This window comes from Methylobacterium sp. R2-1 (assembly GCF_014191355.1).
GTDB lineage: Bacteria > Pseudomonadota > Alphaproteobacteria > Rhizobiales > Beijerinckiaceae > Methylobacterium.
Genome location: NZ_JACHWM010000007.1, coordinates 110,624 through 132,162, shown reverse-complemented (window position 1 = coordinate 132,162; position 21,539 = coordinate 110,624). Strand labels below are relative to the sequence as shown.

Sequence of the window (21,539 nt, the reverse complement as noted above, 5' to 3'; positions counted from 1 at the left end):
ATCGGACTCGCGGGGAGAGTGCGGATGGCGTGCCGGTCAGGGCTGCGCCGGGGATGCCGCCTTCTCGCAAACTGCCTTGCGCGCGAGCCTGACGTCGGCTGTCAGCCTCGCGTCAGTCGGGCTCCGGCACATCCGCATCGCGCCATGTTCCGTCCCCTGCCTTATCGCCCGCTCCTCCTCGCCCTCGCCGCGCTGGCTCCGGCTCTCGGCGCTGTCCCGGCGCGGGCCGACGACGACGGCGAGCGGGCGCGGCGGGCGCTGGAGCGGGGCGAGATCCGCCCGCTCGACGCGGTGCTCGCCGCTGCCCGAGCCGCCGTGCCGGGAGACGTCGTCGCGCTCGACCTCAAGCGCGATGACGGGCGCTGGCTCTACAAGCTGCGCATCCTCGGCACCGATGGGCGCCGCCGCGACGTGAAGATCGACGCCAGTTCCCTCAAGCTTCTGGACGTCGACGACGATGACTGAGGCCGGCGCGAGCGAGGCGGCTGCCAGGGGGATGACATGCGCATCCTCGTCGTAGAGGACGAGCCGCGTATCGCGGCCGATATCCGCGAGGGCCTGGAACGGGCCGGCTACGTCGCCGAGATCGTCGGCGACGGTGAGGCGGCGTGGTTCCGGGCCGAGACGGAGACCTACGACGCCATGGTGCTCGACCTTGGCCTGCCGCGCCTCGACGGTCTGGGCGTGCTGCGGCGCCTGCGCGGGGCCGAGGTCGCCCTGCCGGTGCTGATCCTCACCGCCCGCGACGGCTGGCGGGAACGGGTCGAGGGGATCGACGCGGGTGCCGACGACTACCTCGTCAAGCCGTTCCGGATGGAGGAACTGGTGGCGCGGCTGCGCGCCATCCTGCGCCGCACCGCCGGCCACGCCTCTCCGGTGCTGCGGGTGGGCGCGGTCGAACTCGACACCCGCACCCGCGCGGTCTCCGTGGCGGGCCGTGAGACCGATCTCACGGCGCTCGAATACCGCCTGCTCGCCTTCCTGCTGCATCGCCAGGGGCAGGTCGTGGCAGCGGGCGAGTTGCTCGACCACCTTCACGGCAGCGACAGCGATCGCGAGGCCAACGCCCTGGAGGCCCTGCTGACCCGGCTGCGGCGCAAGCTTGGCCCCGGCATCATCGAGACCCGCCGCGGCCACGGGTACCTCGTGCCGTCCGATCCCGCCGGGACGCTGTGAAGCACGGCTCGCTGCGCCTGCGGCTCGGACTCGCCGCTGCCGGACTGATCGCCCTGGCGCTGGCGCTGGCGGGCGTGGGGCTGACGCTGATCTTCGACCGGGTGCTCGACGCACGCACCGCCGACGGGCTCGACCGCACCGCCAAGCTGATCGCCGGGCAGGTCGCCCTGGCGCCGGACGGCGCTCTGACCCTGCCGCGCGAGCCGCCGGATTCGCGCTTCTCGACGCCCTATGGCGGGCTCTACTGGCAGGTCGAGCGCCCGGGAGGCGCCGCCCTGCGCTCGCGCTCGCTCTGGGATCGCAGCCTCGGCACGGTGCCCGATCCCGCGCAGGAGCCGGCGGTCGGCGACCTCGCCGGACCGGATGGCGGCCGCCTCATCGCCGTGACCCGGCGCGTCTCGATCCCCGCCAACGGCGCCACCGTGGCCCTCGCCGTCACGGTGGCCGAGGACCGGCGCGATCTGGCCGCAAGCCGCGCCACCTTCCTGCGCCTGCTGGTGCCCTCGCTCGGCGCCCTGTTCGTGGCGCTCACGCTCGCCATGTCGCTGTTCGTTCGCCGGGCGCTCAGCCCCTTCCGCACGCTGCGGGCGGACCTCGCCGCGATCCATGCCGGGACGCGGGCTCGGCTTCCGGAGACCTTTCCGGAGGAGGTGCGTCCGCTCGTGGCCGACCTCAATCGCCTGCTCGACGCGCAGGAGCGCGACCTGCAGCGGGCGCGCACGGGCGCCGGCGACATGGCCCACGGCCTGAAGACGCCGCTCGCGGTGCTCGATGCGCTGGCCCGCCGCACGGAAAGCACCGACCCTGCTTTGGCGGCGGAGATCGCCGAGCAGGCCCAGGCCATGGGGCGGCAGGTCGAGCGCACGCTCGCTCGGGCGCGGGCGGTTTCGGGGGGATTGCGGCGGAAGGCTTGCCCCGTCGCCCCGGCGGTCGCAAGAATCGTCGGCGCTTTGAAGCGTCTGCCCGAGGGGGAGGCGCTACGCTGGGAGATCGCGGTGGCGGACGGGCTCGTCTTTCCCGGCGACGAGGGCGATCTCACCGAGATCCTGGGCAACATCCTCGACAACGCCCGCAAGTGGGCCCACCGCCGCATCCGCGTCTCGGGGGGCGTTGAGGGCGGCGAAGGCCATCTGGTGCTGGAGGATGACGGCCCCGGCATGAGCGAGGCGGCGATTGCCGGCATCGCCCGCGGCCGTCGGTGGGACGAGACCCGGCCCGGCACCGGCTTCGGCATCGCCATCGCCCGCGACCTCGCCGAGGGGGTCGGCGCGCGGATGCGCTTCGGCCGCTCCGAACTCGGTGGCCTGCGGGTGGAGGTGAGTTGGTCCGTTCCCGGCGCGTGAGGTCAGCGCCGAATGACGGCTTTCAGGCCGCCTGCCCGAGAGCGCCGAGCAGGTCGGAGCGGCCATAGGGCTTCGGCAGGAAGCCCGCGTCGGGGAGGTCGCCGCTGCCCGGTCGAACCCGGCCGGAGGTGACGACGAGACGGATATGCGGCCAGCGCGCCCGCACCCGTGCGGCGAGCGTCAGCCCGTCCATCGAGCCCGGCATGTCGATGTCGGTGAACAGCGCGCTGAAAGCCTGCGCCCTCCCCTCCAGGAGTTGCAGGGCCGCGTCGGCGTCCGGCGCCTCGGCCACCGGCAGGCCGGCATCCTCCAGCATGTCCACGGCAACCATGCGCACGAAGCTCTCGTCCTCGACGACGAGGATGCGGGGAGCGCGGGACGGATCGGTCGGTTCGGGCGAGCTGGACATCGGTGGGGAGCGAGCTGAAGCGGGTTGATCGGAAGCAGTCTTCCTCAAAGTGTCCGCGCGGCGATTGGTTTCAGCGGAGCCGTAGAAGATTTCATGAAACATTTGCAATCATTCACGGCACCGAGAGCGGACGGGGCACCACGGCTTCCCGCTGCTGCACAAGCCCTACTCGGTGGAGGATCTCTCGCTCATCCTGCGCCGGGTAATCCAGAGGCGAGATGCGCGGGCGAAGTAATGTGCCCTTCAGGCGCAAAGGCTCAGGTTGCGGACAAGAAAAAAGGCTCGGATTGCTCCGAGCCTTGAAGGGAAAAGGCCATTGGGGGCTGAACTGGCCTTCGTAACCGGACAATGCGCCGGAGGCGGATCGGTTCCGCAAAAAAGTTTCGCGAAAAATCGTGCCGGTTTCAGCGCGGGGCGGCGGCCCGGCGCAGGCGGTCGTTGATCGCCTCGCCCAGCCCCTCCTCCGGCACCGGGACGACGGCGATGGTCGGCGCGCCGGAGGCGTCGAGCCGCCGCAGCGCCCCGAAGAGCCGCGTGGCGGCTTCCGCCGGATCGCCGCTCTCGCTCAGGGACTCGACCGTCGCTGCGTGCTCCAGCCCTGCGGGACGAAAGGCGCCGAGCAGCAGAACCGCTTCGCCCGGCTCGATGCGGGTCGCGTCGAGCCGCACGCCGGCCCGCGGCGCGTAGTGCGAGGCGAGCAGGCCCGGGCCCACAGGCCGCGAGCCCGGATCACCGGCTGCCTCGGGGGCAAAGCCCAGCACCTCGGTGAGCGCCTCCCGCGTCACCCCGCCGGGGCGCAGCAGCCGGGGCAGCCCGCCGAGGCAGGCGACCACGCTCGACTCGACCCCGACCGGACATTCACCCCCGTCGAGCACCGCCGCGATGCGCCCGCCGAGATCGGTCAGCACGTGATCGACGCTCGTCGGGCTGACCCGCCCCGACCGGTTGGCCGAGGGCGCCGCCACCGGCCGCCCGACCCGCTCCAGCAGCGCGCGCGCGGTGGCGTGGGCCGGCACGCGAAGCGCCACGCTGTCGAGCCCGGCCCGGGCGAGATCGCAGACCGAGCCGCCGGGCGCCGCCGGCACCACCAGGGTCAACGGCCCTGGCCAGAACGCGGCCGCGAGTTTTTTGGCGAATGCGTCGAACACGCCCTCCGCCTGTGCGGCCTCGATCGTCGCGACATGGGCGATCAGCGGATTGAAGCGGGGGCGGCCCTTGGCGGCGTAGATCGCGGCCACGGCCTCCGGGTCGGTGGCGTCGGCCCCGAGTCCGTAGACCGTCTCCGTCGGCACGGCGACGAGGTGCCCCGCCCCGATCAGCGCGGCCGCCCGCGCGAGGCCGTCCGCGTCGGCTGCCAGGCGCAGTGTGGGGATGGTTGACGGTGGGGCGTCCATGTCGGAGTGGATGCGAGGGAGAATGGCCGGCCGTAGCCCCACGGCCGCAAGCCGTCAAACGGGATCGCTGCCCTCGCGGGCCGCGGGAGGAACGGTGAGAAGACCATGAGCTATCGCGCGCCCGTCGAGGAGATGGCCTTCACGCTCCGCCACGTCGCGGGGCTCGACGCCGTTCTGGCGCGGAGCGCGGCCGAGATCGGCCCGGACGATGCGGTCGCCATCCTCGAAGAGGCGGGTCGGCTCGCCCGCAACGTCATCGCCCCGCTCAACCGCGTCGGCGATCGCCACGGCACGCCGTTCTCGGACGGCACCGTCACCACCGCGCCGGGCTGGCGTGAAGCCTACCGCGCCTTCGTCGAGGGCGGCTGGAACGGCGTTCTCGCCGCCCCGGAGCACGGCGGCCAGGGCCTGCCGCACCTGATCGCCGCCGCCTGCACCGAGATGTGGAACGGCGCGAACCTCGCCTTCGGCCTGTGCCCGCTGCTCACCGCCGGCGGCATCGAGGCGCTGGCCGCCCACGGCTCCGACGACCTCAAGGGGCGCTACCTCGAAAAGCTCGTCTCGGGCGAGTGGACCGCGACCATGAACCTGACCGAGCCGCAGGCGGGCTCGGACCTCTCCGCCCTGCGCACCCGCGCCGAACCCAACGGCGACGGCAGCTACCGCATCACCGGTGCCAAGATCTACATCACCTACGGCGAGCACGACCTTGCCGACAACATCTGCCACCTCGTGCTGGCCCGGCTGAAGGACGCGCCCGCCGGCACCCGCGGCATCTCGCTGTTCCTCGTGCCCAAGGTGCTGCCGGACGGCTCCCGCAACGACCTGCGGTGCTCAGGCGTCGAGCACAAGCTCGGCATCCACGCCTCGCCCACATGCTCGATGGCCTTCGGGGATGGCGGCGGGGCGACCGGCTGGCTGATCGGCGAGGAGAATCGGGGGCTGGCCTGCATGTTCACGATGATGAACTCGGCCCGGCTCAATGTCGGCCTGCAGGGCGTGGGCGTGGCGGAAGCCGCGTACCAGAAGGCCCTTGATTATGCCCGTGAGCGCCGCCAGGGCCGGGCGCCGGGCGCGTCCGAACCGGTCAGCGCCATCGTCGCGCATGCCGACATCCAGCGCACGCTGCTGACGATGAAGGCCTACACGGCGGCGGCCCGCGGCATCTGCTATCTCACCGCGCAGGCACTCGACGCGGCGCACGGTCCCGAGGGCAGGCAGGCGCATGACCGCGCCTCGCTGCTGACGCCGGTGGCCAAGGCCTTCTCCACCGACATCGCCAACGAGGTGACCTCGCTCGGCGTGCAGGTCCATGGCGGCATGGGCTTCGTCGAGGAGACGGGGGCGGCCCAGCTCATGCGCGATGCCCGCATCCTGGGCATCTACGAGGGCACCAACGGCATCCAGGCGATCGACCTCGTCACCCGCAAGCTGCCGCTCAACGGCGGCGCCACGGTGGGATCACAGATCGCCGCGATGCGGCGGGTGGCGGAAGGGCTCTTGAAGGACGGCAGCCCAGGTTTCGGCCACGCGGCGGCGCGCCTGCGCGAGGGGATCGGCAGCCTCGATCGGGCCACGAGCTTCCTGCTCAAGGCACTCGCTTCGAACCGCCCGCAGGAGGCTTTACCGGGCGCCACGCCGTACCTGCGCCTGTTCGGTCTCGTGCAGGGCGCGGCCTGCCTCGCGACGGCAGGGCTCGCGTCGAGCGCGGCCGTAAAGGCGGGAGAGACCGGTCCGGCCCACGCGGCGCGTATCGCGCTCGCCCGCTTCTTCGCCGAGAACCTGCTGCCGGCGGCCAGCGGCCTGGAGCAGGCGATTCTTTCGGGCGGCGACTTCGCCGACGATCCGGCCTTCGCGCTGGCGGGGTGAACGTCACCCCGCCGCGGACGGCCCGTAGCCCGCGTAGAAGACCCGCACGGCCTCCGCGACCCGGTGAGAGATTTCCGCCTCGTCTGGCGCCGCGCCTGCGTTGAACAGAAGGCGCGTCAGCATCCCGGCCTGGCAGAGCTGGAGAAAGTGCTTGGCGGCAAGGTCCGTGTCATCGGCGGCGAGACGCCCGGCCGAGATCTGGCCCTCGATATAGGCCTTGAGCCGTCCGACCCCGCAGGCCGGACCTGCCTCGTAGAAGGCCTGCCCGAACCGGGGGAACTTCTCGCAGGCGCCGATCACCATGCGGATGATCGAGACGTGCTCCGGTCGCGCCATCATCGCGAGATAGCTGATGCCGAGCCGCGTCAGCACGGCGCGCACGTCCGGGTCGTGCTCGTCGAGCCGGAACAGGTTCTCGGCCAGCCCCTCTTTCGCCTCGATGGTCAGGGCCTCGAACAGGGCTTCCTTGCTGTCGAAATAGACGTAGAGCGTGCCCTTCGAGACGCCGGCCGCCTTGGCGATCTCGCCCATGCTGGCCCCGTCGAAGCCCGACGCCATGAAGACCTGACGCGCGCCCTCCAGGATCTGCCGGCGCTTGTCGCTCTCGCCCGACGCCGCTTGCGGGGCTGCCCGCCCTCGCTCCTGTGTCGCCGTGTTCGCCATCACACTCACTCGCCGCCACACGCCGCTCAATCGCGTTGACCGAACCGTTCGGTCAGTGATAACTAGCTCTCGAATGACGACGGCGTCAACCTGACCCGCCGAGTGACCGAACGGTTCGGTCAATACATGTCTGGGACTTCAGCCATGTCGCTTCGTGAAGATTCCGATCGGTCGGAGACGGCTCTGGGACGGGTCGAGGAGGAGCGGGCCGAGGGTGGTCGCGCACGGACCCTGCCTCCCACCGTCGCCCCCGAGCCGGCGCCCGCCGCCAAGCCCCGGCGTCCGCTGCGGCGCGCGGTGCTGGGCCTCGCGCTCTGCGCGGCTCTCGGCGGCGGTGCCTATGCCGGCTGGGACTGGTGGACGGTCGGGCGCTTTTTTGTCAGCACCGACGACGCCTACGTGCAGGCGGACATCTCGGTGCTCGCCGCCAAGGTCTCGGGCTATCTCGCGGCGGTGCCGGTCGTGAACGGGCAGGCGGTGAAGCGGGGCGACGTGATCGCCCGGCTCGACGACGGCGATTACCGGCTCGCCCTGAAGGCGGCCGAGGACAAGCTCGCCACCCAGGAGAGCACCATCGCGCGCGTCGGCCGGCAGGCGGAGGCCGCCCAGGCGCAGGTGCTGCAGAGCGCGGCGCAGATCGACGCCGCGAAGGCCGACGCCGTGCGGGCCGGCGCCGATTACGCCCGCGCCACGCAGATGCAGGCCGACTACGTCGCGAAATCCCGGATCGATCAGGCCAAGGCCGACCGCGACCGCACCGAGGCGGCGGTGAAATCGGCCGAGGCCGCCCTCGTCGCGGCGCGCGCCAATGTCGCGGTGCTGCGGGCGCAGACGCGCGAGGCCGAGAGCCTCGCCGCGGAGCTGCGCACGGCCGCCGACCGCGCGCGGCGCGACCTCGACTTCGCGGTGATCCGCGCCCCCTTCGACGGCGTCGTCGGCAACAAGGCGGTGGAGGCCGGCGCCTACGTCTCGCCCGGCTCGCGCATCGCCGCCCTGGTGCCGCTCCAGAGCGTGCGCGTCGATGCGAACTTCAAGGAGACGCAGCTCGGCCGCGTCCGTCCGGGGCAGGAGGTCCATATCCACGTCGACGCCTACCCCGACCGCGACATCGTCGGCACGGTGGAATCGCTCTCGCCCGCCTCCGGCTCGGTCTTCAGTCTGCTCCCGCCCGACAACGCCACCGGCAACTTCACCAAGATCGTGCAGCGCCTGCCCGTGCGCGTCCACGTGCCCGAGGATGTCGCTCGCGAAGGCCTCCTGCGACCCGGCCTCTCCGTGGTGGTGCGGGTCGACACCCGCGAGGGCGCCGACGCGCCGGTGCAGAAGCTCGCTGTCCGGCCCTGATCGCCTCCAGCCGGAGAAAATCCGGCCGGACGGCGTCCCATTCATCCCCTTCGCCTGTCCATCCCGAGGCGCCCCATGGCCGCCACCGCGACCCTCGCTGCAAGCCCCGCCGCCGACCCGCCGCTCGACCGTCGCCGCATGGTGGCGTTCCTGTGCATGGTGTTCGGGATGTTCATGGCAATCCTCGACATCCAGATCGTCTCGGCCTCGCTCAACGAGATCCAGGCCGGCCTCTCGGCCTCGGGCGACGAGATCCCCTGGGTGCAGACGAGCTACCTCATCGCCGAGGTCATCTCGATCCCGCTCTCGGGAACCCTGTCGCGGGTGCTCTCGACACGCTGGATGTTCTCGGTCTCGGCCGGCGGCTTCACGCTGATGAGCCTGATGTGCGCCACCTCCTCGTCGATCGACGAGATGATCGTCTGGCGCGCCCTCCAGGGCTTCATCGGCGGCGGCATGATCCCGACCGTGTTCGCCTCGGCCTTCACGATCTTCCCACCCTCCAAGCGCCCGATCGTCTCGCCGATGATCGGCCTCGTGGCGACGCTGGCGCCGACCATCGGGCCGACGGTCGGCGGCTATCTCACCGACCTGTTCTCCTGGCACTGGCTGTTCCTCATCAACATCGTGCCGGGCATCTTCGTCACGGTCTCGACCTGGTTCCTGGTCGATTTCGACCGGCCGAATTTCGGCCTGCTCAAGTCCTTCGACTGGGCCGGGCTCGCTTTCATGGCAGGCTTCCTCGGCTGCCTCGAATACGTGCTGGAGGAGGGTCCGAACCACGACTGGCTGCAGGATGAGGCGGTGTTCGTCTGCGCGATCGTCTGCGCCGTGTCGGGTGTGCTGTTCTTCGCACGCGTCTTCACCGCGCGTCAGCCGATCGTGGACCTGCGCGCCTTCTCCGACCGCAACTTCGCGGCCGGTTGCGCCGCCAGCTTCGTGCTCGGCATCGGCCTCTACGGCCTGACCTACCTCTATCCGGTCTATCTCGCCCGCGTGCGCGGCTACTCGGCGCTGCAGATCGGGGAGACGATGTTCGTCTCAGGGCTCTGCATGTTCGCCACCGCCCCGATCGCCGGCAAGCTGTCGGCCCGGCTCGATCCGCGCGTCATGATGGCGATGGGATTCACCGGGTTCGCGGTCGGCACCTGGATCGTCACCGGGCTCACCAAGGACTGGGATTTCTACGAGCTGCTGTGGCCGCAGGTGCTGCGCGGCTGCTCGTTGATGCTGTGCATGATCCCGATCAACAACATCGCGCTCGGCACGCTGCCGCCGGAGCGGATGAAGAACGCCTCGGGCCTGTTCAACCTCACGCGCAACCTCGGCGGCGCAGTGGGCCTCGCTCTGATCAACACGGTCCTGAACGCCCGCTGGGACCTCCATCTCGCGCGCCTGCACGAGCGCTTCACCTGGGCCAACGGCGCCGCGCTGGAACGGCTCGATGCGATGCGGCGCCAGTTCGAGGTGTTCGGGGGTGACGCCAACGGCATGGCGCTGAAGGCGCTCAACAACACCGTTCGGATTCAAGGACTGGTGATGAGCTTCGAGGACGTGTTCCTCGTCCTTACCGTGCTGTTCTTGGCCATGGCCTGCGGCACGCCGCTGATCCGCCGCCCGCGCGGCGCGGCTCCGGCGGGCGCGGGGCATTGAGGGCGAGCGGGTTTTCCGACCTGACGTGGAATAAGCGGCCTCACGCCGCTTTCACACCTGCGGCGCGATCGGGGATGACGATGCGGAAGCGCGCGCCACCTGTCGCCTCGTCGAGGCAGAGGGTGCCGCCGTTGAGGCGCACCAGTTCCGAGGCGATGGCGAGGCCGAGGCCGGTGCCGCCCGCCCGGGTCGAGCCTTGGAAGGCGGCGAACAGGTTCGCCTTGGCCCGCTCGGGCACGCCGGGACCGTTATCGGTCACGAGGATCGTGACCGAACCCGCGCCGGGCGCCCCGTTCCGGGCGCCCTCGACCAGTACGGTGCCGTCCGCGGACTTCGCCGCCGCATGGGCCTGAACCGCGTTGCGCACGAGGTTCGTCAGCGCCCGCAAGAGCTGTTCGGGATCGACGTCGATCTCAAGATCCGGCGCCGCGCGCACCTCCACGCGAATGCGGGCGGCCGGCATCAGGTCGGCGAGGTCGGTCAACTCCTCGAGCAGGGGCGCGAGCGCCACCATGCGCCGCTGCGGATTCGGCTCCGTGGCGCGGCCGTAGGCGAGCGTCGCCTCGCAGAAGCGGATCGCCCGGTCGAGGGTTTCCACGAGGCGCGGTGCAACGCGCTGCACCAGGGGATCGGAGACGCTTTCCAGGCGGTCGCCGAGAAGCTGGGCGGTGGTGAGCAGGTTACGTAGTTCGTGGTTGATCTTGCTGACGGAGAGGCCGAGTTCGGCCAGCCGCCGCCGCTGGCGCAGCTCGCCGCCAAGCGCCACCTGCATCCGGGCGAGCGCGTTCTCCGCCTGCCCGATCTCGTCGGTGCGCGCCGAGCGCGGGGCGCCCCGATCGGTCCGCTCGGGGTCGTCGGCGAAGGCGGCGATGTCGCGGGCGAGCCGGACCACCGGCCGCACGATCGCCCGCTGAAGCACGAAGAAGACGAGGCCGGCCGCCAGCACCGCGATGATGAGGCAGGCGACGAGCAACCGGAGCGAGAAATCGGCCAGAGCCGCCCGCAACGGCCCTTCGTCGAGCAGAACCTCGACGGCGTCGAAGCCGTCCTGTCCCGGTCCGATCGCCCGGATCGGCGCCTCGGTGGAGAGGAACAGCGTCCGGAAGGCGCCGCCGACCGAGCCCGTCAGGCCGCGCTCGCGCAGATCGACCGTCTCGGCGATAGCGGACGGCGTTGGTCCATCGGTGAGATAGCGCCACGTCTCGCCGACGCGCACGGCGATGGCACGGGCGCCCACCCCCATCAGCAGGCGACGGGCGATCTCGTCGGGGACCTGGCCCTCGGGGGCGGCGTTCAGCACGAGGGCGGCAACCCGCGCCGCCGCGACCCGATCGGACAGCCGCGACAGCCGGTAGGTCGCCACCGCCGGGACGTAGATCAGGACCTCAGCCAAGACGACGAAGGCCACCGTCAGCAGGAACAGGCGGCCGGACAGGCCCAGCCGCCCGAACCAAGCGAAGGCGCGCGCGCGCCGCGGCGGCAGCGTGCCGGCCGGTGCCTCGATATGCCAGGGCAAGGCGGCCGTCGCCGCCGGATCATTCTGCGCCATGTCCGCCGGCTCTGATGGCCGGCCAGGAAACGGAAGGCGGGGCCGTTTCAAGCGTCACCCGTCGTTGTGTCGTCTAATCGCGATTCGGATGGCGCGCCCCTTTGCCGGCTCTCCCTGCCGTACAGGTTGCATGGCCGTCCGGCGAGGCGCGCCATTCGCTTGTGCGCAAGTCTTATGCGCGAAGTGTCCGCCGCTCAAGCCGTCGGCGCAGAAAAACTGTCAAAAGAGCAAATCCTGCCAATGCCGCCAGCGCTGCCACCATGCCGGGCGTCACCAATGCGCTCAGATCGATGCCTTTCGAACAATCCGGTCCCCCGTCCGCGAGGCAGGCCGCCTTCATCGCATCGCGCGTAGCCAGCAGGTCTTCGAGGCCGGCACCGAGTCCGGCATAGACGAAGGCGCCCGGCGTCAGGCCGAGCAGGGTGGCGAGCGCGAAGGTGCGCAGCCGTACGCCGAAGGCCGCCGGGGCGATGTTGGTGATCCAGTAGGGAAAGATCGGCAGGAGCCGCAGGATCAGGATGTAGCCGAAGCCGTCGCGGCGGAAACCTTCGGCGAAGCGCCCGACCTGGGGCCCGGCTTTGCGCCGGATCAGGTCGCCGGCGGCGTAGCGTCCGACCGAGAACACGATCGCCGCGCCCGTGGTCGCCGAGGCGATGGCGATCAGGGCGCCGGTGACGGGGCCGAACAGCAGCCCGGCCAGCACCGTGAGCACCAGCGTCGCGGGCAGCGAGACCACGACCGAGCCGACATAGGCGAGGCAGGCCAGCGCGATCGCCCGGACCCGATCCTCGGCGATGAGCGCCTGAAGCCAGACCCGCGATTCGGATAGCCGGTCGAGGTCGAGGACGTGGGCGCCCCCCGAGGCGAGGATGCCGACGGAAAGCGCGGCCAGCGCCAGGAGCGGGAGCCAGCGCAGCCAGGGCCGGCGCGGTCCCGACGCCCCCCCGGACTGGGGATCCTGCTCACCCAGCCGATCCTTTGGAAGATCCTGTGGCCGGCCATTCGGCCGACCGCCCTCCCCGCCCCCTGGCGTCATCGGCCTGCCTCCGCCGGACGGTTTTCGCGTGCCCGTCCTCAGCCCCGCTTGCGCATCCGCAGAATCTTGAAGAACCCGCCGGGAAAAGTCGGCGCGAGACCGATCACCTCGACGCCGTTGCGCTGGGCCCAGGCCTCGATCCGGGTCGCCTTGAAGTCCGAGGACCAGCCGATCTTGGTGCAGAGCGGCGCGACGATCTCCTCGACCCGCGCCACCGGCCCGTTCGACTGGCCGAAATGGTTGGCGAGCACGATGCCGCCGCCGGGACGCACCACGCGCAGGAACTCGGAAAGCGCGGCTTCCGGGTTCGGCACCAGGGTGATGAGGAACTGCGCCACCACCGCGTCGAAGCTCGCATCAGCGTAGCCGAGGCGGCAGACATCCATGACCTGGAGCCCCTTGACGTGGGTCAGCCCCTTGCGGCGAACTTTTCCGCGGGCGCGCTTGAGCATGTCCTCGGAAAGATCGACGCCGCAGACGAAGCTGTCGCGGGGATAGTAGCCGAGCGACAGCCCGGTGCCGACGCCGGCCTCCAGCACCCGCGGCCCGTGGGCGACCGCCGCCTCGACGGCGGCGCGGGCGGCGGGCTCGGTGAGCTTGTCGTAGACGACATCGTAGACCGGCGCCCAGCGGGCATAGGCCTTGCGCATCAACTCAGTGGTCGGCCCGGCTTCGGGCGCCCGCTCGCTCAGCATCTCACCGTCACCCTCTTTAATCTCCGGCCTCAAGCGCCGGTAGCCGCCTCTGCGGCTTTGGCTCTCGCCATTTCACTCCGCATCGTCCCTTCCCGAAAGGACGATGCTTGAGACGCCTCGGCGTGGCCGAGGCCGCTCCGCGGGCGCTCTTCGCGCCTGCCGGGCGGCGCGATCGCTCGAAGAGCGATCGCTGGGTCTGGGAAAATCTCGATTCGCGCGGCGAGAAACACCACCATCAGGCCGCCTCGGCGGCGCCTGCCTGCAACGCGCCGATGCGCCGGATGGTGCCGCCGCCGAGCACCTGCGCGCGCGGGCCGTCATCGGCGTAGATCACGCAGGCCTGACCCGGCGAGACCCCGTCCTCGGGGGCGACCAGCTCGACCTCGGCGCAGGCCTCGGCCGCGTTCCACGACAGGCGCGCGGGTCGCGGCTCGCGGGTCGAGCGCACGCGCACCGCCACGGGCCGCCCGGCGATGTCCTCCGGCGCACCGTCCCCGAGCCAGTTGAGGTCGGTCAGACGGATGCGGCGGGTGGCGAGCGCCGCACGCGGACCGACTACGACGCGGGCGGTCTCGGGCTCCAACCGCACCACGTAGAGCGGCTCACCGACGGAGAGCTTGAGGCCGCGGCGCTGTCCCACCGTGTAGTGGATGATGCCCTCGTGCTCGCCGAGCCGGCGGCCGGCGAGATCGACGATCTCGCCGGGGCGGGTCGCCTCAGGCCGGAGCTTGGCGATCACGTCGGCATAGCCGCCCTGCGGCACGAAGCAGATGTCCTGGCTGTCGGCCTTGTCGGCGACCGTGAGGCCCAGCTCCCGGGCCAGTGCACGAGTCTCGTCCTTGGGCCGCTCGCCCAGGGGAAAGCGCAGGTAGGCGAGCTGCTCGGGCGTCGTGGCGTAGAGGAAGTAGCTCTGGTCGCGGGCCGGATCGAGGGCACGGTAGAGGGCGCGCCCGCCCTGCGGCAGCGCCCGGCTCGCCACGTAGTGGCCGGTCGCCAGCGCCTCGGCACCGAGGTCGCGGGCGAGGCCGAGCAGGTCGCGGAACTTGACCGAGCGGTTGCATTCGACGCAGGGAATCGGCGTCTCGCCCGAGAGGTAGCTCTCAGCGAAGCGGTCGATCACCGATTCCCGGAAGCGATCCTCGTAGTCGAGCACGTAATGCGGGATGCCGAGCGTCTCGGCCACCGCCCGCGCGTCGTGGATGTCGCGGCCGGCGCAGCAGGCGCCCTTGCGGTGGGTCGCCGCGCCGTGATCGTAGAGCTGGAGCGTGACGCCGACGACGTCGTAGCCCTCGCGCTTCAACAGCCCGGCGACCACCGACGAATCGACGCCGCCCGACATGGCGACGACGACGCGCGTCTCGTGCGGGGGCTTCGGGAGATCCAGCGAGTTCATGGCCGGTGATGAGGGGCCGGTTGCCGGCCGTTGGCGGAGCCTTCGGGCGCGCGCCGGCCTACGGAGCCCGGGCGCATCTCCGCTGTCTATAGCGATCCCGATCCGGACTTTCCAGGGATGGTACCGAGGATGCCGAGGACGAGAGCGGGCCGGAGGCCGGCAAATCCTGCCGGGAGGGCGGCAGATCCGACCGATCCGGAGAATGGCGATGTCCGCCCGATCAAATTTTCCCTATCAATATCAAACCCTTGCAGAACCACGCCCGTGGCGCGCGGATTGCTGTGACCTCCCGCGGCTTCGGCCCGGAGAAAGGGACGGCATCGTGGTTTCGCGCGCAGATCTGGCGGAGGCGTTTTTCAGGCAGACCCTGCGGCCCGCCTCGTCCGCGGGGCGCGGGAGCGAGGGCACCGCGCGCTTCAGCCTGGAAGCCGCGGAGCGGAAGCCGGCGCCCCCTGCCCGGCCCGCCTCCCGCCGCGACGAGACCGCCTCCCCTCGGAGCGATACCGGCCGGGCGGATAAGGTGAAGGCGGCGGGGACCGAGACCGTCAGGACCGAGGCCACCAAGTCTGGGGCCACCAAATCTGGGACCACCAAGTCTGGGACCGCCAAGACCGAGATCGCCAAAACCGAGATCGCCAAAACCGCCGGGGCCGAGAGCTGGCGGTCCGGAGCTTCGCAGGAGAGCCGCGCTCAGTCCGCCTCCGCCGGCAGCAAACCGCTCACGGCAAGGAATGCGCGGGACGGCACGGATGCCGGCTCGGCGCAGGCGCGGGGCGCCCCCGCGAATTCCGCCTCGCAGCGACCGGATCGTCCGGCCGCCGACGGCGCGGAGGCGGCGCGAGGAGCAGTGCAGGAAGCCGCCGCGGAAGGGGCCGCCGCTGAAGAGGCCGGGGCTGTGGTCACGTCCGAGGACGAGGCACGGGAGCATGACGAGACCGATCCCGCGGCGCCGGGCGCCCCCGATCCCACCGCCCTGCTCTCGGCGCCCCCCACTCCGACGCCCCCCACCGCGACCGCGGCGCAAACAGGGGGGGCCGCGGGTGAAGGCGGGCTCGGCGAGGGCAGACCTGTTGCGGGCGTGTCCGGTGATGCGGCTGCAACCGGGCATGCCGCGAAAGCTGACGCGGCCGATGCAGCCGCTTCCGACGCGGTGGGCACGGCCGGCTTCGAGGGGGCGCTCACCGGGACGCAGGCCGCCGCTTCGCCCGCTCCGGCGGCCGCCGGCGCTGTGGGCCCCCTTACCCCGCCTGGCGGCAATAGTGTCGGCTCCACGCAGGGGACGCAGGCGGCCCAGGCCACGGACGCCGTGGCCGCGACGCCCCAGCCCGCGACCCCACCGATTCCGATAGGCGCCGTGCCGATGACGATCGGTCTACGCTCGCTGTCGGGCGTGAACCGCTTCGCGATCCGCCTCGACCCGGTCGAACTCGGCCGCATCGACGTATCGCTCGACCTCGACAAGGCGGGCGGCAAGGCCCGGGCGCATCTCGTCGTGGACCGTCCCGAGACCCTCGCCCTGCTCCAGCGCGACGCGGGCTCCCTGCAGCAGGCCCTCGCGCAGGCGGGCTTCGACGTCGGTGCAGAGGCGGGCGGGATCGACCTGTCCCTGCGCGGCGAGACGGGATCCCAGAGCGGCCGGGACGGCGAACCCTCGTCCCGCGGCGGCTCCGACCGCGGGCCGGGCAGACGGGACGACAACCCCGCGCCCCTCGACCGCTCTTCCCTGCGGCATCTGCGTGCCGTCAGCGGCCTCGACATCCGAATCTAGAGCGTCGTCCAGGACGACGCTCTAGCCCCTGTTTTCGACCGTGTTTTTCCGAAAGCCGAATCCACTTTCGGGACGATGTTTTAGGACGACGCCATGGCCTCCGGGATCACGAGCAGCACCAGCATCACCGCCACCGGTGCCGCCTCGACCACCGACACGAAGTCGATTGCGGGCAATTTCACGCAGTTCCTGACGCTGCTCACCACGCAGTTGAAGAACCAGAACCCCCTCGACCCGCTCGACACCAACCAGTTCACCCAGCAGCTCGTCCAGTTCGCGGGCGTCGAGCAGCAGCTCAAGACCAACGCCTCGCTCGACACGATCCTGACCAACTCCAAGGCCGCGTCGGCCTCCTCCGCCTCCGGTCTGATCGGCCGGACGATCACGGCGGACGGGGCCAGCACCGATCTCGCCGACGGAAAGGCGACCTGGACGCTGACCCCGGAGCGGGCCGCCGCCAAGGCCATCATCACCATCAAGGGCAGCGACGGCACCGTGGTGGCCACCAAGACCACGACGCTCAAGACCGGCGCACAATCGTTCGAGTGGGACGGCACCTCGACCTCGGGGCTCTCGGCCAAGGACGGGCGGTACACGATCACCGTCGACGCCCTCGATACGACGGGGTCGCGGGTCAACGTCGACACCAAGGTGTCCGGCACCGTGGACGGCGTCGACCTCACCGGCTCTGAACCGGTGCTGACGATCGGCTCGGCCCGCATTCCGGCCTCCAGCGTGAAAACCCTTACCGCTCCAACAACTTGATGCATAGCAGCATCGATGGAAGCGAAATTGTCCACATCCGTTAACAACGAACGAATCGCATTCGAATGGCCGACTTCAAGAACTTTTAAGCGGACGCAAGTAGCTTCCCTCTCGACAGGTCAGTCGAGTGTAGAGCGTATCATGACCGAAACACCCCGGCCCCGCGTGAAGTATGTGATTGGGCCCGACGGCAGCCCCCTGACGATCGCCGATCTTCCCCCCGTCACCACCCGCCGCTGGGTCATCCGCCGCAAGGCGGAGGTCGTGGCCGCCGTCCGTGGCGGCCTGCTCAGCCTGGAGGAGGCGTGCCAGCGCTACACGCTGACCACGGAAGAATTTCTGAGCTGGCAGTACTCCATCGACCAGCACGGCCTTGCCGGCCTGCGCACCACGCGCATCCAGCATTACCGGCACTGAACTTCGCGGTTTCGGCCCGTACGTTGCGCATGCCTGTTCGCGCAACGCATGAGGAGCCGCCTCCGGAGCACCGGGGCGGCTCTCGTCGTTTTCGGGCTCCTCGGCCTCTCCGATCCCCTCGCTCAAGTGCCCATCGCGGCACCGTTCGTGAAGGGCATCGGCCTCGACGTTAACGCCTCGCTAACCACGCACCGGGCAATTCTTGCCGGGCGGTCGCGCATCCCTCGCGGCCGCATCCGCTGTCCTCAGGCGTGCCGGCCGTGAAACCCATCCTCGATCTGGTGACGAAGCTCGGGCCCGCGCGCATCGCCGCGATGGCGGCCGTGACGCTGACGCTGGTCGGCTTCTTCGCCTTCGTGATCCTGCGGGTCTCGCGGCCCGACATGGGCGTGCTGTTCTCCGACCTGTCGATGCAGGATTCCTCCGCCGTGATTCGCGAGCTCGACGCGCGCGGCATCGCCTACGAGACCAAGGGCGACATGGGCCAGACCGTGCTCGCCCCCCGCGCCGACCTCGCCAAGCTGCGCATGGACTTCGCCGGCAAGGGCCTGCCCGCACAAGGCGGCGTCGGCTATGAGATCTTCGACAAGGGCGACGCCTTCTCCTCGACGAGCTTCGTCCAGAACGTGAATCATCTGCGGGCGATGGAGGGCGAACTCGCCCGCTCGATCCGCGCCATCGGCCGGGTCCAGGCCGCCCGCGTCCACCTCGTCATCCCCGAGCGCCGCCTGTTCGAGCGCGACCGCGAGGCGCCCTCGGCCGCCATCGTCGTCAAGCTGATGGGCGATCTCGACGCGAGCCAGGTGCGCGCGATCCGGCACCTCGCCGCCTCGGCGGTCGAGGGCCTGAAGCCGGAGCGGGTCTCGATCGTCGACGAGCGCGGCCGGCTGCTGGCCGACGGTGCCCGCGGCGCGGAAGCCGACGGGGCGGGCGCCCTGGAGGAGCGGCAGTCCGGCATCGAGCGGCGCATGCGCTCGCAGATCGAGGAGATCGTGGCCGGCATCGTCGGTCAGGGCCGCGCCCGGGTGCAGGTCACCGCCGAACTCGACCTCAACCGGGTCGAGAGCCGCTCGGAGAGCTTCGATCCGGAGAGCCGGGTGGTCCGTTCCACCCAGACGCGCTCCGAGAACTCGCTCACCGGCGGCGCGGAGGGGCAGGTCAGCGTCGGCAACGAGTTGCCGGGCGCCACCCAGAACCAGGCCCAGCCGCAGCAGAAGGATTCTTCGCAGAAGAACGAGGAGGTCACGAATTACGAGATCTCCCGCGTCACCAAGGTCGAGACCCTGGAGGGCGGCCGCCTCAAGCGCCTCTCGGTGGCGGTGCTGGTCGATGGCATCTACGCCCCGGGCGCGGACGGCAAGCCCGCTTACCAGCCGCGCTCCGACGCCGAGATCGCGCGCATCACCGCCCTGGTGCGCACCGCGGTCGGCTACGACAAGGTCCGCGGCGATCAGGTCGAGGTGGTCAATCTGCGTTTCGCCGAGACACCCACCGCTCCCGAATTCGCCGAGGCGGGGCTGATCCAATCGTTCCTCAGCCCGACCAAGGAGGACGTGATGCGCGTCGTGGAGCTCGCGGTGCTGAGCCTGCTCACCCTGGTCGTGCTGATGGCTGTGGTGCGTCCGCTCCTGCGCCGCGTGCTCGAATCGGATGCGCCGGCGGTCCTCGCCGGCCCCGTAGGGGCGCTGGCGCTGGCCGGCGCGACGGGCGGCGAGGGACCGGTCGAGATCGCGGTGCGCGAGAACAGCACCAACCGATTCCTCGAGTCGGCCAAGATCAACGGCCAGATCCAGGCCGAGACGGTGGAGCGCGTGGTCGACATGGTGCGGGCGAGCCCGACCGAGACCGTCGAAGTGCTCCGCAACTGGATCCACGATTCCTGATGAGCGCCGAGATCACCCATAGCCGGGAGAGAGGAGAGGGTTCGTGTCCGCGGGCGTAAACTTCAACGCTGCCATGGAGAGCGTCGATGCCTCGAAGGCCTTCGCCGAGATGCCGGGCCCGCAGCGCGCCGCCGCCCTCCTGCTGCTGCTGGGCGAGGAGGAGGGCGCGCCGATCTGGCAGCGCCTCGACGAGGACGAGATCAAGCTCGTCAGCCACGCGATGGTGCAGCTCGGCTCGCTGGAGGCCAGCACGGTCGAGCGGCTGATCGTCGACTTCGTCTCGCGGCTGTCCTCGGGCGGGGGCATCACCTCGAACTTCGAGCGCACCGAGTCGCTGCTGCTCAAGATCTTCCCGCCCGAGCAGGTCTCCTCGATCATGGCGGAGATCAAGGGTGCGAGCGGAAAGCGTGTCTGGGCGAGCCTGACCCAGATCGACCCCGAGATCCTCGCGAACTTCCTGCGCAACGAGTACCCGCAGACGGTCGCCGTCGTGTTGTCGAAGGTGCGGGCCGACTACGCCGCCAAGGTGCTCACCATCCTGCCGGAGGAGTTCGCCATCGACGTGCTCAACCGGATGCTGCGCATGGAGACCGTCCAGAAGGAGGCCCTGCGCCACATCGAGGAGACCCTGCGCACCGAGTTCGTCTCGACCATCGCCCAGACCACGCGGCGCGACGCGCACGAACTCATGGCCGAGGTGTTCAACGCCTTCGACCGGCAGACCGAGACCCGCTTCCTCGCGGCGATCGACCAGGCCAACCGCGGCTCGGCCAAGAAGATCCGCCAGCTCATGTTCACCTTCGAGGATCTCTTGAAGCTCGATCCGGGCTCGGTCCAGACCCTGATGCGCAAGGTCGACAACGACACCCTGTGCCGGGCGCTCAAGGGCGCCGACGAGCGGGTGCGCGCCTTCTTCATGCGCCAGATGTCGACCCGCGCGGCCAAGAACCTCACCGACGAGATGGGCTCGATGGGGCCGATCCGCCTCAAGGAAGTCGATGAGGCGCAGGCCAAGATGACGGAGCTCGCCAAGGAACTGGCCGAGAAGGGCGAGATCATGATCGCCAAGAACGGCGGCGAGGAGGAGTTGGTCTATTGAGCGCGCGCGCCTCCCGCCCCTTCCTGTTCGACACCGATTTCGGCCGGCCGCGCGGGCCCTCCCCCGCCGATGCGGAGGCCGCCGCCCGGACCGAGGCCGAGCGCGCGGCGCTGGAGGCGGCGGCCTATGCCCGCGGCCTCCAGGACGGCCGCGCCGAGGCCGCCCTCCAGGAACAGGCCCGGCTCGCCGACGCCCTGACCCGGGTCGGGCTCGCCGCCGCCGGCCTCCTCAATCAGTCCGATGCCCGCGACGGCGAGCGCGAGTCGCAGGCGCTGGCCTTCGCGCAGGCGCTCGCCCGCCGGATCGCGGGCGAAGCCCTCGACGCGCGCCCCCTCGCGGCGGTGGAGGAGGCGGCCCGCTCGGCCCTGCGGCACCTGCGCGGCGTGCCCCATCTCGTCCTGCGGGTGAACGAGGCGCTGGTCGACGAGGCGGAGACGCTGATGCGGCGTCTGTCGCGCGAGCATGGCTTCGAGGGCCGCCTCGTGGTGCTGGGCGAGCCCGACATGGCGCCGGGTGACGCCCGGCTCGAATGGGCCGACGGCGGAGTCGTGCGCGAGCGCGCCCGCATTGAGTCCGCTCTCGAGGCCGCTCTCTCCCCCAATTTCGCAAGCGCAGAGGCCTGAGCCCGATGTCGAGCGACGATTTCAGCCTGCCCCAGCTCAACGAGGGCGACCTGCCCTACGACGAGGGCGGCCCTGGCTCCGTCCGCGACGCCCCGACGAGCCCGAAGAGCGCGGCGGACCTCGAACAGGTCTTCGACGTGCCCGTGGTGGTCTCGGCGGTGCTGGGCTCCTCGCGCATGCCGATCGGCGACCTGCTGCGGCTCGGTCCCGGCGCCGTGCTCGAACTCGACCGCAAGGTCGGCGAGGCCATCGACGTGTTCGTCAACAATCGCCTCGTCGCCCGCGGCGAGGTCGTGCTGGTCGATGAGCGCCTCGGCGTGACCATGACCGAGATCATCAAGAACGACCACTGATCCTTTGGTGTGCCGATTCCGGCCCGCGGGCCGGGAGCGGCACGTCCGACGGATTGGTCGCCGCCCCGCCTTCGCGGGGGCCGGCCTGCGATGAGGGATCATCGCGG

At 70.8% G+C, this 21,539-nt stretch carries 20 protein-coding genes; 13 read left to right on the top strand and 7 right to left on the bottom strand.

Translation table 11 applies throughout. The features are described from left to right. Window positions 1-144 precede the first annotated feature (144 nt). Genes FHU13_RS11945 through FHU13_RS11935 form a run of 3 tightly spaced genes read left to right on the top strand, consistent with a single transcriptional unit; the run spans window position 145 to window position 2,519 of the window. Entirely contained in the window at window positions 145-465 is a 321-nt protein-coding gene (locus tag FHU13_RS11945) for a PepSY domain-containing protein (protein ID WP_183436101.1), read from the top strand. Between the two features lie 36 nt (window positions 466-501). Continuing rightward, entirely contained in the window at window positions 502-1,176 is a 675-nt protein-coding gene (locus FHU13_RS11940) for a response regulator transcription factor (protein WP_183436100.1), read from the top strand. Then, complete coding sequence (locus FHU13_RS11935; RefSeq protein ID WP_183436099.1) at window positions 1,173-2,519, top strand: ATP-binding protein; 1,347 nt, start codon at window positions 1,173-1,175, stop codon at window positions 2,517-2,519. The genes FHU13_RS11940 and FHU13_RS11935 overlap by 4 nt, the downstream gene beginning before the upstream one ends. A 22-nt stretch (window positions 2,520-2,541) precedes the next feature. Here the strand turns inward: FHU13_RS11935 and FHU13_RS11930 are convergent, their stop codons facing one another. Together FHU13_RS11930 and FHU13_RS11925 are read right to left on the bottom strand one after the other, a co-directional pair. After that, window positions 2,542-2,928, bottom strand: a complete 387-nt coding sequence (locus tag FHU13_RS11930) for a response regulator (RefSeq protein WP_183436098.1) — start codon at window positions 2,926-2,928, stop codon at window positions 2,542-2,544. Between the two features lie 404 nt (window positions 2,929-3,332). Then, complete coding sequence (locus FHU13_RS11925; RefSeq protein WP_183436097.1) at window positions 3,333-4,322, bottom strand: L-threonylcarbamoyladenylate synthase; 990 nt, start codon at window positions 4,320-4,322, stop codon at window positions 3,333-3,335. Between the two features lie 105 nt (window positions 4,323-4,427). Between FHU13_RS11925 and FHU13_RS11920 the strand changes: the two genes are divergently transcribed. Beyond that, entirely contained in the window at window positions 4,428-6,191 is a 1,764-nt protein-coding gene (locus FHU13_RS11920; protein WP_183436096.1) for an acyl-CoA dehydrogenase, read from the top strand. Between the two features lie 3 nt (window positions 6,192-6,194). Here FHU13_RS11920 and FHU13_RS11915 read toward each other — a convergent pair whose 3' ends face one another. Further along, window positions 6,195-6,854 (bottom strand): TetR/AcrR family transcriptional regulator, encoded by a 660-nt coding sequence (locus tag FHU13_RS11915; RefSeq protein ID WP_183436095.1) that lies wholly within the window; start codon window positions 6,852-6,854, stop codon window positions 6,195-6,197. Between the two features lie 144 nt (window positions 6,855-6,998). Here FHU13_RS11915 and FHU13_RS11910 point away from each other — a divergent pair, with 144 nt between their 5' ends. Next, window positions 6,999-8,198: an HlyD family secretion protein gene (locus tag FHU13_RS11910; RefSeq protein ID WP_183436094.1), complete on the top strand. Its 1,200-nt coding sequence runs from the start codon at window positions 6,999-7,001 to the stop codon at window positions 8,196-8,198. 75 nt (window positions 8,199-8,273) lie between these two features. Further along, the gene (locus FHU13_RS11905) at window positions 8,274-9,851 is read left to right on the top strand and encodes a DHA2 family efflux MFS transporter permease subunit (RefSeq protein WP_183436093.1); all 1,578 of its coding nucleotides are present in this window, start codon (window positions 8,274-8,276) and stop codon (window positions 9,849-9,851) included. Window positions 9,852-9,891: 40 nt separating this feature from the next. On the opposite strand, the gene FHU13_RS11900 is transcribed toward FHU13_RS11905, so the two are convergent. From FHU13_RS11900 to mnmA, 4 genes are all read right to left on the bottom strand, one after another. Then, window positions 9,892-11,400: a HAMP domain-containing sensor histidine kinase gene (locus FHU13_RS11900; RefSeq protein WP_183436092.1), complete on the bottom strand. Its 1,509-nt coding sequence runs from the start codon at window positions 11,398-11,400 to the stop codon at window positions 9,892-9,894. Window positions 11,401-11,572: 172 nt separating this feature from the next. Beyond that, window positions 11,573-12,436: a TVP38/TMEM64 family protein gene (locus FHU13_RS11895; RefSeq protein WP_183436091.1), complete on the bottom strand. Its 864-nt coding sequence runs from the start codon at window positions 12,434-12,436 to the stop codon at window positions 11,573-11,575. A 38-nt stretch (window positions 12,437-12,474) separates the two neighbouring features. After that, on the bottom strand, window positions 12,475-13,131 hold the full coding sequence (locus FHU13_RS11890) for a class I SAM-dependent methyltransferase (RefSeq protein ID WP_183436090.1): 657 nt from the start codon (window positions 13,129-13,131) through the stop codon (window positions 12,475-12,477). 235 nt (window positions 13,132-13,366) lie between these two features. Beyond that, window positions 13,367-14,524 (bottom strand): tRNA 2-thiouridine(34) synthase MnmA, encoded by a 1,158-nt coding sequence (gene mnmA / locus FHU13_RS11885; protein ID WP_183436089.1) that lies wholly within the window; start codon window positions 14,522-14,524, stop codon window positions 13,367-13,369. 322 nt (window positions 14,525-14,846) lie between these two features. Here mnmA and FHU13_RS11880 point away from each other — a divergent pair, with 322 nt between their 5' ends. From FHU13_RS11880 to fliN, 7 genes are all read left to right on the top strand, one after another. Next, window positions 14,847-16,292, top strand: a complete 1,446-nt coding sequence (locus FHU13_RS11880; protein ID WP_183436088.1) for a flagellar hook-length control protein FliK — start codon at window positions 14,847-14,849, stop codon at window positions 16,290-16,292. A 93-nt stretch (window positions 16,293-16,385) separates the two neighbouring features. Next, window positions 16,386-17,057 (top strand): flagellar hook assembly protein FlgD, encoded by a 672-nt coding sequence (locus tag FHU13_RS11875; RefSeq protein WP_183436087.1) that lies wholly within the window; start codon window positions 16,386-16,388, stop codon window positions 17,055-17,057. Between the two features lie 141 nt (window positions 17,058-17,198). Next, the gene (locus FHU13_RS11870; RefSeq protein WP_009865968.1) at window positions 17,199-17,474 is read left to right on the top strand and encodes a DUF1153 domain-containing protein; all 276 of its coding nucleotides are present in this window, start codon (window positions 17,199-17,201) and stop codon (window positions 17,472-17,474) included. Window positions 17,475-17,734: 260 nt separating this feature from the next. Continuing rightward, on the top strand, window positions 17,735-19,357 hold the full coding sequence (gene fliF, locus FHU13_RS11865) for a flagellar basal-body MS-ring/collar protein FliF (protein ID WP_183436085.1): 1,623 nt from the start codon (window positions 17,735-17,737) through the stop codon (window positions 19,355-19,357). 43 nt (window positions 19,358-19,400) lie between these two features. Continuing rightward, window positions 19,401-20,456 (top strand): flagellar motor switch protein FliG, encoded by a 1,056-nt coding sequence (fliG, locus tag FHU13_RS11860; RefSeq protein ID WP_183436083.1) that lies wholly within the window; start codon window positions 19,401-19,403, stop codon window positions 20,454-20,456. Then, complete coding sequence (locus FHU13_RS11855; protein WP_183436081.1) at window positions 20,453-21,079, top strand: FliH/SctL family protein; 627 nt, start codon at window positions 20,453-20,455, stop codon at window positions 21,077-21,079. Before fliG ends, FHU13_RS11855 begins: the two co-directional genes overlap by 4 nt. A gap of 5 nt (window positions 21,080-21,084) precedes the next feature. Next, window positions 21,085-21,432 (top strand): flagellar motor switch protein FliN, encoded by a 348-nt coding sequence (fliN, locus tag FHU13_RS11850; protein ID WP_108941805.1) that lies wholly within the window; start codon window positions 21,085-21,087, stop codon window positions 21,430-21,432. Window positions 21,433-21,539 lie beyond the last annotated feature (107 nt).

Coding starts and splice junctions, on each gene's coding strand:
- FHU13_RS11945 (WP_183436101.1), top strand. CDS start 145: ATGTTCCGTCCCCTGCCTTATCGCCCGCTCCTCCTCGCCCTCGCCGCG.
- FHU13_RS11940 (WP_183436100.1), top strand. CDS start 502: ATGCGCATCCTCGTCGTAGAGGACGAGCCGCGTATCGCGGCCGATATC.
- FHU13_RS11930 (WP_183436098.1), bottom strand. CDS start 2,928: ATGTCCAGCTCGCCCGAACCGACCGATCCGTCCCGCGCTCCCCGCATC.
- FHU13_RS11925 (WP_183436097.1), bottom strand. CDS start 4,322: ATGGACGCCCCACCGTCAACCATCCCCACACTGCGCCTGGCAGCCGAC.
- FHU13_RS11920 (WP_183436096.1), top strand. CDS start 4,428: ATGAGCTATCGCGCGCCCGTCGAGGAGATGGCCTTCACGCTCCGCCAC.
- FHU13_RS11915 (WP_183436095.1), bottom strand. CDS start 6,854: ATGGCGAACACGGCGACACAGGAGCGAGGGCGGGCAGCCCCGCAAGCG.
- FHU13_RS11910 (WP_183436094.1), top strand. CDS start 6,999: ATGTCGCTTCGTGAAGATTCCGATCGGTCGGAGACGGCTCTGGGACGG.
- FHU13_RS11905 (WP_183436093.1), top strand. CDS start 8,274: ATGGCCGCCACCGCGACCCTCGCTGCAAGCCCCGCCGCCGACCCGCCG.
- FHU13_RS11900 (WP_183436092.1), bottom strand. CDS start 11,400: ATGGCGCAGAATGATCCGGCGGCGACGGCCGCCTTGCCCTGGCATATC.
- FHU13_RS11895 (WP_183436091.1), bottom strand. CDS start 12,436: ATGACGCCAGGGGGCGGGGAGGGCGGTCGGCCGAATGGCCGGCCACAG.
- FHU13_RS11890 (WP_183436090.1), bottom strand. CDS start 13,131: ATGCTGAGCGAGCGGGCGCCCGAAGCCGGGCCGACCACTGAGTTGATG.
- mnmA (WP_183436089.1), bottom strand. CDS start 14,524: ATGAACTCGCTGGATCTCCCGAAGCCCCCGCACGAGACGCGCGTCGTC.
- FHU13_RS11875 (WP_183436087.1), top strand. CDS start 16,386: ATGGCCTCCGGGATCACGAGCAGCACCAGCATCACCGCCACCGGTGCC.
- FHU13_RS11870 (WP_009865968.1), top strand. CDS start 17,199: ATGACCGAAACACCCCGGCCCCGCGTGAAGTATGTGATTGGGCCCGAC.
- fliN (WP_108941805.1), top strand. CDS start 21,085: ATGTCGAGCGACGATTTCAGCCTGCCCCAGCTCAACGAGGGCGACCTG.